This window comes from Paenibacillus maysiensis (assembly GCF_000520815.1).
Lineage (GTDB): Bacteria > Bacillota > Bacilli > Paenibacillales > Paenibacillaceae > Paenibacillus > Paenibacillus maysiensis.
Map to the genome: position 1 here is coordinate 1 of NZ_ASRY01000203.1, position 11,629 is coordinate 11,629.

Annotated in this window: 10 protein-coding genes; 1 reads left to right on the forward strand and 9 read right to left on the reverse strand. The window is 47.8% G+C overall.

Annotated features, from left to right (window positions below; all coding sequences use genetic code 11):
* From L696_RS0114485 to L696_RS0114515, 7 genes are all read right to left on the reverse strand, one after another.
* Positions 1-1,003: potassium/proton antiporter (locus tag L696_RS0114485; RefSeq protein ID WP_025684278.1), on the reverse strand; the 1,003-nt coding region annotated here is incomplete at its 3' end.
* 201 nt (positions 1,004-1,204) lie between these two features.
* Positions 1,205-2,593 carry a class II fumarate hydratase gene (gene fumC / locus L696_RS0114490; RefSeq protein WP_025684279.1) on the reverse strand — a complete coding sequence of 463 codons (1,389 nt, stop codon included), beginning with the start codon at positions 2,591-2,593 and terminating at the stop codon, positions 1,205-1,207.
* Between the two features lie 160 nt (positions 2,594-2,753).
* Entirely contained in the window at positions 2,754-4,298 is a 1,545-nt protein-coding gene (locus L696_RS0114495; protein WP_025684280.1) for a 2-isopropylmalate synthase, read from the reverse strand.
* A 99-nt stretch (positions 4,299-4,397) separates the two neighbouring features.
* Entirely contained in the window at positions 4,398-5,108 is a 711-nt protein-coding gene (locus tag L696_RS0114500) for a FadR/GntR family transcriptional regulator (RefSeq protein ID WP_025684281.1), read from the reverse strand.
* A gap of 181 nt (positions 5,109-5,289) precedes the next feature.
* Positions 5,290-6,309 carry an aldose 1-epimerase gene (locus tag L696_RS0114505; RefSeq protein ID WP_025684282.1) on the reverse strand — a complete coding sequence of 340 codons (1,020 nt, stop codon included), beginning with the start codon at positions 6,307-6,309 and terminating at the stop codon, positions 5,290-5,292.
* A gap of 135 nt (positions 6,310-6,444) precedes the next feature.
* A complete protein-coding gene (locus tag L696_RS0114510) occupies positions 6,445-7,248 on the reverse strand; it encodes an MBL fold metallo-hydrolase (RefSeq protein ID WP_025684283.1) in 804 nt (267 codons plus the stop codon).
* A 127-nt stretch (positions 7,249-7,375) separates the two neighbouring features.
* Complete coding sequence (locus L696_RS0114515) at positions 7,376-7,663, reverse strand: hypothetical protein (protein ID WP_025684284.1); 288 nt, start codon at positions 7,661-7,663, stop codon at positions 7,376-7,378.
* Positions 7,664-7,826: 163 nt separating this feature from the next.
* Between L696_RS0114515 and L696_RS0114520 the strand changes: the two genes are divergently transcribed.
* A complete protein-coding gene (locus L696_RS0114520) occupies positions 7,827-9,059 on the forward strand; it encodes an aminopeptidase (RefSeq protein WP_025684285.1) in 1,233 nt (410 codons plus the stop codon).
* A 219-nt stretch (positions 9,060-9,278) separates the two neighbouring features.
* Here the strand turns inward: L696_RS0114520 and L696_RS0114525 are convergent, their stop codons facing one another.
* Positions 9,279-10,397 (reverse strand): glycerol dehydrogenase, encoded by a 1,119-nt coding sequence (locus tag L696_RS0114525; protein ID WP_025684286.1) that lies wholly within the window; start codon positions 10,395-10,397, stop codon positions 9,279-9,281.
* 36 nt (positions 10,398-10,433) lie between these two features.
* On the reverse strand, positions 10,434-11,441 hold the full coding sequence (gene bioB, locus L696_RS0114530) for a biotin synthase BioB (protein ID WP_025684287.1): 1,008 nt from the start codon (positions 11,439-11,441) through the stop codon (positions 10,434-10,436).
* Positions 11,442-11,629 lie beyond the last annotated feature (188 nt).

The following is an 11,629-nucleotide window of genomic DNA, read 5'->3' on the forward strand; positions in this document are numbered from 1 at the left end:
CCCAGGATAACAGCGTCTTTTCGCGTATAGAGTATCGGGAGAAAAGCAGACTCAGGAACACGCCAATTGGACGGGCTACGAGCATCAGAATAAAGGAAAGTGCCAAACTCTGCCACGCAATGCCGAGCAACTGATCGGGAAAAACCAGCAGTCCCAGCAGGACGAACATCATAATCTGCACCATCCAGGCGAAGCCGTTGTTAAAATGAATAATAGACCGCTTGTAGGTCAGGTCCGAATTACCCAGCACAATGGCCATGACATAAACCGCCAGCAATCCGCTTGCCTCCAGTAACGATGCCGCCGCATATGTCAAGACCGCAAATGCCAGCGCCATTACAGGATACAAACCGGATGAATCAAAATTCATTTTATTAATGGCATATACAGCTATGCGTCCGAGCACAAAACCAACGACCAGACCAAAACCCATTTCCCACAAAAATAGTAGAATATGTACCCAAATGGATTGCTCAGGGTGATGTATTAGCTCAATCAATGTTACCGTGAGGAATACGGCCATCGGATCATTACTGCCGGACTCCGCTTCCAGCGTGGATGTAATTCGTTTTTTGATGTTTTTACCACCTAAAACAGAAAACACCGCTGCCGCATCCGTCGATCCGACAATTGCGCCGAACAGCATGGATTCCACCCAACTCACACCTAAAATAAACTTGGCGCAAACGCCAATGACCACCGTCGTAATAATGACGCCAAGCGTCGATAATGATATCGCAGGTCGAATGACTGGCTTAACATCTGCAAACTTCGTTTGCATCCCGCCTTCAAACAAAATAACGATGAGCGCGAGAATCCCCACCAACTGCGTAATAAACGCATTATCAAAATAAATAAACTGACTCAGCACCATGCCAACGGCAATAAACAAAACAAGCGCAGGCATACCAAAACGACTGGAAAATTTGGTAGTTAAAACACCGACCAGCAGTAAGCCGGACAGCAAAAGCACAATAAAATTAATAACGGTTGTCTGTTCCATACGACAGCTTCTCCTATCTTGAAAATAGATGTTCATTTTTTCGCCTTTTATCTATATACCCTCAAATCACGCAGAATACTAATCTTAGATAAAAAAATATATATAAAATCAAAAAATCCAGCTCATGAGCTGTGCTAATCAGCACTCCATGAGCTGGATTTTTTGATTTTATAGGACTTGAACTGCGAAATTCTCAGCGCTTTATGCTTTGGGCTGAATCATATTCGCCGGTACAACATATTGGTCGAACTGCTCTTCGGTCAACAATCCACTACGCAGAGCCGCTTCTTTGAGAGACAATCCTTCCGCGTGTGCAAGTTTGGCAATTTTAGCGGCATTTTCATATCCAATATACGGATTTAATGCTGTCACCAGCATCAGCGAATTGTTCAAATTGTGCTCAATTTTAGTGAGATCCGGCTCGATACCAACTGCGCAGTTGTCATTAAAGGCAACAATTGAATCGGCTAGCAGATTCACGGACTGCAGGAAGTTATAAATAATGACCGGCTTAAACACGTTCAGCTCAAAATTTCCCTGACTCGCAGCAAAGCCGATAGCGGCATCATTACCCATGACCTGCGTTACGACCATCGTAAGGGCCTCACTCTGGGTCGGATTGACCTTGCCCGGCATGATCGAGCTGCCCGGCTCGTTAGCAGGAATCGTGATTTCACCCAAGCCGCTACGCGGACCGCTTGCCAGCCAGCGAACATCGTTAGCGATTTTCATCAAATCAGCTGCGAGTGCTTTAACTGCTCCGTGTACGGCAACCACTTCATCATGACTCGTCAGCGCATGGAATTTGTTTGGTGCGGACGTGAACGTTTTGCCGGTGAAGCTGGAAATTTCCGCAGAGGTTCGGTCACCGAACTCCGGGTGAGCGTTAATACCCGTGCCCACGGCTGTACCGCCAATCGCCAACTCCTTCATATATTGCACCGTGTCGATGATAATTCGCTTGCTTTTGTCCAGCATGGCATACCAGCCGCTGATTTCCTGACCCAGTGTAAGCGGTGTGGCATCCTGCAAGTGAGTACGTCCGATTTTAATAATATCCTTAAATTGCTCTGACTTCTGCTGAAAGGTTTCTTTCAGCTTATCAATAGCAGGCAGCAAGTGATCCTCCACTGCAATGACACCCGCTACATGAAGTGCCGTCGGAAACGTATCATTCGAGCTTTGCGACATGTTCACATCGTCATTGGGATGCAGCTTCGCATCCTGTCCCTGCTCTTGCAGCCATTGACTTCCAAGATGAGCAATCACTTCGTTCACATTCATATTGGACTGCGTGCCGCTTCCTGTCTGCCATACAACCAATGGGAAATGGTCATCGACCCGTCCAGCAAGAATTTCGTCCGCCGCATAAATAATGGCGTCCTGCTTCTCCTGTGACAGCTTGCCCAACTTATAATTGCTGATCGCTGCACTCTTCTTGAGCACTGCGAACGCCTGAATAACCTCTAAAGGCATTTTCTCCGAGCCAATCGGGAAATTTTCCTTGCTGCGCTGTGTTTGCGCTCCCCACAGACGGTCTGCCGGTACTTTGATTTCACCCAACGTATCTTTTTCGATGCGGTAGTTCAACTCATTTCCTCCTCTTGGCCTATGTAATTCAGACAAAATATGGTGACTTCCTTGCCTATTATACATTAAATTTCAAAGGTTATCATATATTTTGCAAGCGCTTTTTTACGATTAGTCCGGAGGAGGAATGTATCGTCAGCTACAAACCGTTGCGGTCGGTTCAGCTAATGGTGATATTTCCTTTAGCGCGAACTTCTTTTCTACCCAATAGCTTATTCAGCGCGTCGATATAAGCTTTGGCGCTGGCTTCCAAAATATCTGTACTTGTGCCTCTTCCACGGGCGGTGTATTCTCCTTGTCTCAGAACAGCATGCACTTCTCCGAGAGCATCCTTACCATACGTTACAGATTGAATCGAATAATCCTCCAATTCCACTTCTTCATCACTGGCTTTGTCTATAGCATGAAAAATCGCGTCTACGGAGCCGTTGCCCATCGCCACTTCATCAATAGCTGTTCCGTCCTGTTTAATCAGTCGAATGGATGCTACCGGAACCGACTGATTGCCATAGGATACCTGAATGGAATCCAGCGTGTAAATCTGCGGCGAGGCACTGCGGCTCTCATCCATCAGGACGAGCAGATCTTCATCCAACACCTGTTTTTTCTTGTCCGTCAAGGCTTTGAATTTACGGAACGCCTCCTGAAGCTGCTCCTCTGTCAAAGCATCAAACCCCATGTCCGCCAGTTTTTCCTTGAACGCATGCCGACCCGAGTGCTTGCCGAGTACAAGCTTACTCGTCTTCAAGCCGATGCGCTCCGGGGACACGATTTCATATGTCGTACGCTCCTTAAGCATCCCGTCCTGGTGAATACCGGACTCGTGGGCAAAAGCATTCGCTCCAACAATGGCCTTGTTCCCCGGTACGGACATCCCCGTGCGTTTGCTCACCAGGCGACTGGTGGCATACAATTCCTCCAGAACCAGACTGGTTTGCGCATCATAAAGATCGGTTCTGGTATCAAGAGCCAGCGCGACCTCCTCCACTGGTGTATTTCCGGCACGTTCCCCGATGCCATTGATTGTGCCTTCAAATTGATCTACACCATTACGGATGGCCGCCAGTGTGTTAGCTGTTGCCATGCCGAGATCATCATGACAGTGGGTGCTGAGCTGTATTTTTTCGATGCCCGGCACTTGGGCTTTTACGATTCTGAACATTTCGCCGAACTGATCCGGCGAAGCATACCCAACGGTGTCCGGTAGATTGACGACCGTTGCTCCAGCACGGATCGCCATATCCACGACCTCGCAAATAAAGTCCAGCTCAGTACGACTGGCATCCTCCGCCGAAAATTCCACCTTATCAAAATACTTGCGTCCATAGCGAATGGCTGCGGCTGCGGTCTCCAGTACCTTCGTCTTATCCATTCGCAGCTTGTGCTGGCGGTGAATGGGTGAGGTAGCCAAAAACAGATGAAGACAGGCGTCCTCCGCTCCCCACAGTGCCTCTCTGACCGCATCTATATCCTGCTCTTTCGAACGTGCAAAACCAACCAAGGTTGAGTTGGTAACCTGTTTGGCAATCTCCTGCATGCTGAATATCTCACCTGGCGAGGTAGCCGGAAAACCGGTTTCTATCCGATCTACGCCCAATTTTTGCAGTTGAAGGGCGATTTCCACCTTTTCTGTACTGGTCAGACTAACTCCTGGTGATTGTTCTCCATCTCTTAACGTTGTGTCCAACACCCATATTTTGCGCATTCAGAACCCACCTTTGGTTTTATTTTAGGAGATGATCGATATAAAAGATTTACAATTCAATTTATTCATCCGATCATCTGATGTTTAAGATTAAAAAAATTATGAATTTCCCATATGCTTTTGCAGTTCCAGCTTGGTGCCATCCAAATGCTGAATACTGTATAGCTCGGCAGCCTTGGCATCCTGATCGCGGATCGCTTCATATATTTTCTCATGCTGAAGTGTAAAAGGATTTTGCATCGCCGGATCGGTTACGAGATTTTTCAGCGCCTTCCGAATCGCCTCTACAAAGCTGCGATACACATCTGTAAGCACTTTATTACGTGTAGCTCCGGCAACAGCCAAGTGAAAAGTGATATCCGCATCCAGATACCCGTTCAAATCTCCAGCAGCCAATGTCACGGCACGACGGTCCAGCGCCTCGCGCATCAAGCGTAAATCTTCATCCTTACGTCGTAAAGCAGCCAGTCTGGCAATTTCCAGCTCCAACACACTCCGCACCTCATAGACTTCAATTATTTCAGCGCGACTCAGTCGGTAATCCAGAGGCTCCTGGGAAGTCGTCGGTTGGCATACAAAGGTTCCGTGTCCTTGTTTTTTCTCTAATAAACCGGCATGTACGAGAACGCTGACCGCTTCACGCACCGTGGAACGCCCTACTCCAAAAAGCTTCATCAGCTCAGGCTCTGTCGGAACTTTTGTACCCACATCCCATTCACCAGTAGCTATTTTTCGTTGCAGCTGTTCAGCCACTTCATCAGCGATTTGCTTGCGTTTGACGGCTTGAAAAGGCACCATTTCCTGATTCATCTGATCATCTCCTGTTTCGTATCATACTATGATGGCTTGCCATCCTGCAACCTATTTTTCATGTTCCTTTCCTCACTAAACAGACTTCTGCCTGTAATATTTGTCTTATCCACCTCTCCCATCAACAAAATAAAGCCCGCACCGTTGGACACGATACAGGCTTATTCCGATAAAATATAGGCTAGGATTTCGATTGTGCAGGTGTAACACAATACAAACGGCTGGTTGCTTCAAAAATATGGCCTGGAGCAAGTGCAATCAACCCGATCTCCTCCGCAGGCAAGTCCGGACGATTCGGTGCATTGATCATGTTCATTTGCGGCTCAGGACAGATGAATTCCTTGTTCGCTTTGTTATTCCAGATCATCCAATGCTTATAGGCCGTGCCTACATCGTATACGAGAGTAGCACCTGTCTTACTGTGTGTCAGCTCCATATAGTTGCGTCCATTTTGCGGAGCTACCGTGTAATGATTGTCCATCGATGCAAAATAGGGACTCACTCCCGTTGTCTTCAGCAATTCCTCTTCCGGTGACAATGGCTGGAACTGTCCTGTGGCTAACAACCGCTCCGTCAACTCGCGACGCTCACCGATGGTAACCTTAATTTTGTAGTCTTCCGGCGAACTCTCCGGTACGAATGGAACCCGAATTGCCGTGTGAAAGGCATACAGGTTTGGAATCGGCTGATCACCCTCGTTGTGGATCACATAACGCTGATGCAGTCCAAATTCGTCCAGGCTATATGTTAGCTTGATGGTAAAGGTGAACGGCAAATAGCGGAACATGGGGTGTCCTTCCCTCACACGCTGATTCATTACCACATAGCTGCCTTGTTCTCCAGATCCGTAGTCCTCAACCTCCCACCGGACGGTGTGTAAAAAACCGTGCAAATGGTTGTGGGTCGCCGTTTCATTGATGGGCAGTTCATATGTAACTCCATTCCACAGGAATTTGCCATCCTCATACCGATTCGGAGGATACAGGAAAGGAATCCCATAGACTGACGGACTTTGTTTAAAAGTCTCTATGCTGTCAGCTTCCGGCTCGCGGAGAAATGAATATCCTGTCTCATTGTCACGAAAAGAAATCAGATTTGCGCCGTTTCCCGGCAGGGCTACCGCTTCATAACGCCCGAATTTAAGGCGAATCGCCGGTATTCCATAATAAAGGTCACCAATTGCAGCATGCAGATGTGTCATCAAAAATCCTCCTTGATGAATGACGATGGTTAATGAAAGCGTTAGCTTTTGGCTTGACTATACCATGCTGAGCAAAAAAATTCCATGCCAACACAAAAAAACGATGCCCCGTAAGGCATCGTCCTTTCCACGTCACTACACATAGCGCCCCTGCTTGGGTACAGCCGTGTGCTCAAAATCCTCCGCCAGTCGTTCCAACTGGGTCGTGAGCTCATTTCCCTGCATGTAGTGACCATGTCCCGTAACAGCAATCTCCGGCTTTAAACCGGACAGCAGTTCCACTGACCGCTGCGCAGCCTGCCAATCTGTCGTAAAATATGCAGGCGGACCGTGTACTTCTTTTTCCTGTAAAATAACTGCCAGCGCCGATTCCTGTTTTACTGTAATAAAAGCATCTCCAGCTACCAGCAACCGTCTGCGTTCATGAAAAAGCGATATGTGACCCGGCGTATGTCCAGGTGTATGCAGCCACTTCCACCCAGGCGCACCGGGCACACTGCCATTCTTAGGCAGACGGGTAATGCGATCATCCAGATCAATGGCATCATTGGGATATAAAAAGGAAACGCTCGACAGCAGACCTCCACCCACACTGGGATCGGGTTGTTGGTAATCCTTCATCCCTGTCAAGTAAGGAAGCTCCAGCGGGTGCGCATACACAGGGGTACCCCAATGCTGAACCAGCTCAATGACCGATCCCACATGATCAAAATGCCCATGAGTGAGCACAATAGCAACGGGAGGGCCAGCGAACCGTTCCTCAGCCAAGTGAATTATCGAGTCTGTAAACCCTGCCATCCCCGTATCCACCAGTACCCAGGATCGACTTCCCGGCTCCCCGATAAAACACACATTTACAAACAGCGTCCGTAAGCTCAGAAGATCGGGAGCAGCCTCTTCATTTGCTGTCATTCCTTCGGTGAACAGATGATTTACCAAACCGTCATCCTCCCCATTCACATGGAATTTGCTGTCATTATCGACCTATAGGCTTCCCCCATGTCGGCAGATTATGCGGACACTGCTAAATATAATCCGCTTGTCACGAAAATAGACCATGTTTACATTACTCGGGTAATTTACTCCATGCCGCATCAAGCAAATAATCAAACAAATCATCGTTCTCTTCAATCCATGCATCCATACGCAGCATCTCTTCCTCTACGCGTGGCTCGCCTGCAAAATGAAGACTGTAATCCCACTCCTTGCCCCTTTTGCTATGGAACGTAATTTCGTATACAGAGGTCTGTCCGTCTACTCCAAACACGACCTGACCCAAGTATGCACCATTCTCATCTCTAGTCATTTGTGCCTGCTGAATATGTACTTCCTGAGGTGCATTTTGATCCGTCATTCATCTATCCGCCCTTTCATTTTCACCAAAATGTACCAAAATGGATTTGTGAACCTTTTCGTTACATTGTACAATATATAAGCCGTGTGTGGAATTTGCAAAAAACTGCGCAGGCAACCCCGAGCCCTGTTAAGGGCCTTTTCGTGAAATGGAGGAAAGTTACATGTCAGATTTTCAACAAAAATTGCAAAAATATGCCGAGTTAGCTGTTCGGGTAGGGGCTAATGTCCAGCCTGGGCAAACACTCATCGTTCATGCTCCCATCCTGTCCGCTGAACTTGTGCGGCTTATTGTCAAATCCGCGTATACCGTCGGAGCCAAGCTGGTTAAGGTAAAATGGAGCGACGAAGCCATCACTCGCCTGCAATATGAACTGGCTCCTGATGAGACTTTTAATATTCCTCCCAAATGGTACGCGGCTGAAATGACCGAAGAGGTCGAGAACGGCGCAGCGGTACTGCATATCATAGCAGAAAATCCGGATTTACTTCAAGGTATCCCGTCCAGTCGCATTACTGCGGCTCAGCGTGTGCGTTCACATGAATTGCGCCAATACCGCGAACTTCAAATGGCCGACAAATTCAGTTGGGCTCTGATTGCTTACCCTTCCGAAGAATGGGCTGCCAAAGTATTCCCGAATCTGCCAGCTTCCGAACAAATAGATAAGCTGTGGGAAGCTATTTTCAGCACTGTGCGTGTGGATTTGGATAACCCGGTAGAAGCATGGAAAGAGCATTTGAAAACACTCTCCAGCAAATCAGATATTTTGAATGCCAAACGCTATAAAAAGCTGCATTATCTGGCCCCAGGTACCGATCTAACCATCGAATTGGCTAAAGATCACCTGTGGGTTGCAGCCGAAAGTGTCAATCAGCAAGGACATACCTTCGTAGCCAATATGCCTACCGAGGAAGTGTTTACTGCCCCGCTCAAAACCGGAGTGAATGGCAAAGTAAGCAGCACTAAACCGCTCAGCTACAGCGGAAATATTATCGACAACTTTACGCTGACCTTTGAAAACGGACGCATTATCGATGTGCAGGCTGAAACAGGCTTGGAGACTCTTCAGCATCTCGTTGAAATGGATGAAGGCTCCCACTACTTGGGCGAAGTCGCTCTTGTGCCTCACCAGTCCCCCATTTCGGATAAGAACATTTTATTCTATAATACGTTGTTTGACGAAAATGCTTCCAACCATCTGGCCATCGGCAATGCCTATGCATTTAACCTCAAAGGCGGCAAGGACATGACTCAGGAGCAGTTGGCAGCCAACGGCCTGAATTCCAGTTTGACACACGTCGATTTTATGATCGGCTCAGGTGAAATGGACATTAACGGCGTCACCGAGGACGGTACCGAGGAGCCCATCTTCCGCAAAGGAAACTGGGCGATCTAAAAAGACAAAAAAGGCTCACGCCGCTTTCATGCTTTCATGCGGAGGAGCCTTTTTTTTCTTCATTCAATGGGTTAGGTCACAAACGTTTTACAAATTACGAAGCCACTGATTTACTGAAATTCCAAAAACAATTTGTACCACGCTGATGATTAAAAAGACAATAAGGCAGCTTACGATTCTTCGATTCGTGGATTGGTGCATGGATAAAGAAGATTGGTGTTACTTCTTATGTCCAATTTTAGCTTTGTAAGCAAGGGAATACTGGTCAGCAGCTAAAATCGCATCCAGCACATCGTCCGCTGTTACTGCAAATGGCAGATTATGAGCAGTTTCGCCTTCTTTCGTCGCCGCCTGAGCTACACGGTACAGATCCTCGCGGGAGGCTTCCTGGAGCTTGACGTCCTCCAGCGTGACGGGCAGATCCAGCTTCAGATAAAAATCGATATACCGTTCCATCTCGGCCAAAGGTCTTTTTTCTAACGCAAGCTGTACCAAGGTACCGAAAGCCACCTTCTGACCATGCGTCAAGTGATGAATATCCCCTTCCAGCACGGTAAAACCGTTGTGTATCGCATGTGCGCCTGCCAAGCCACCACTTTCGAATCCTAGCCCACTCAGCAGCGTATTGGCTTCTACCACTGCTTCAAGCGCAGGTGTAACCACTTTGCGCTTCACGGATTCATAAGCTTGCAGTCCGTAATCGAATAGAACCTCTTCGCACTTGGCCGCAATCGCTTCGGCTGCCAAGGTTGGCAAGCCACCAGCCATCGTTGTAGCCCGTGCCTCGATAACCGCACGAGCTTCAACCCATGTTGCCATCGCATCCGCAATGCCTGAAGAGAGGAACAATGGCGGTGCTTGGGAAATAACCTTCGTGTCGACCAGGATCAAGCTTGGATTTTTACTGAAAAAAGAATACGTATCAAATGCGCCCTCATCCGTGTACAAGACAGATAGCGCACTGGTTGGAGCATCCGTGGAGGCTGTCGTTGGAATAATCACAACCGAGGAACCTAGCACCTCATTAACCGCCTTGGCGGTATCCAGCGTCTTGCCGCCGCCTACACCAATGACAATATCGACATGCCCGCTTCGTCCCTGATCAGCAATACGGTTCACTTCATTTTTGGACGCTTCCCCTTGAAATTCCACCTTTACCGAAGTAATCCCCGCCTGTTCCAGACTTTTCACTACCCGGTCGGCTGCGATACCCCATACCAGCTTGTCGGCAATAACCAGAGCAGTATGACCTAATGGCTTGACATATTCACCCGTTTTATCAATCACATTTTTCCCTTGCACATATTTACCCGGACTAATAAATACTTTTTCGCTCATCGTTCAACGCTCCCTTCCCAGTTTGTACAATTCCTATTATACGGCTGAAAGGGCACACATCTCAATTTCAAACCCCAGATCTTCAATCATTTGATGATCGGCTGTGACTTCTTGTCCATCTGTCGTTAAATAATCGCCTACGAAAATCGAATTGGCTGCATACAGGGATAAGGGTTGCAGTGTCCCCAAATTCAGCTCCCGTCCGCCTGCGACACGAATTTCCTTGGATGGACAAATGAACCGAAACAGCGCCAGTACCTTTAATGCTCTGATCGGAGATGTGCGCTTTGCTCCTTCCAGCGGGGTTCCGAGGATCGGATTCAGGAAGTTAACCGGAATGGAGTCGGCACCGAGTTCTCGCAACGCATAACCCATTTGGACGATTTCCTCATTCGTTTCCCCCATTCCGATAATCACGCCGGAGCATGGTGACATCCCGTGAGATTGAGCCATTTTAACCGTTTCGACACGTTGATCGTATGTATGTGTGGTTGTAATGGACGGATAGTTGGCCTTGCTCGTATTTAAATTGTGATTGTAACGATGGACTCCCGCGTCTGCCAACCGGCGGGCCTGATCTCCTTTGAGAATCCCCAGGCACGCACAAATTTTAAGTGGCATCGTACTGGTAATTTCCTGTACCGCCTCAATTACCTGATCCAGCTCTCGATTTGTTGGACCCTTGCCGGAAGCTACGATACAATATGTACCTGCTTTCCTTGCTAGCGCTTCACGGGCTCCGGCCAGCAGAGACTCCTTGTCCAGCATACTGTATTTGCTGACAGGTGCCGTGGATACGATCGATTGTGAGCAATAGCCGCAATCCTCCGGGCACAGGCCGCTTTTGGCATTCATAATCATGTTGAGCTTTACCTTTTTACCGTAAAAATGATGACGCACCCGAAATGCAGCTTGCATAATCGGTAAGATTTCCTCATTGTCCGCTTCCAGCACCGCCAATCCTTCTTCCAGCGTTATATTGCCGCCGTGGATCGCTTTCTCTGCCAGCGAGTACCAATCCGTAACCTCATTGGACCATTTCATACACTATACCTCCCTATTTTAAATGAACATGCTAACAGATACGTTTCTCAGGAGAAATTCCCTTTTTAATTGTCAACCAAATAAAAATATAATAGGTTGACAATAATATAGTTCATCATATCAATTCATGTCTTATGTGTAAAGAAGCCAAAATCAAAAAAGCGGCCCTCTATCGTTCAAGGGTCGCT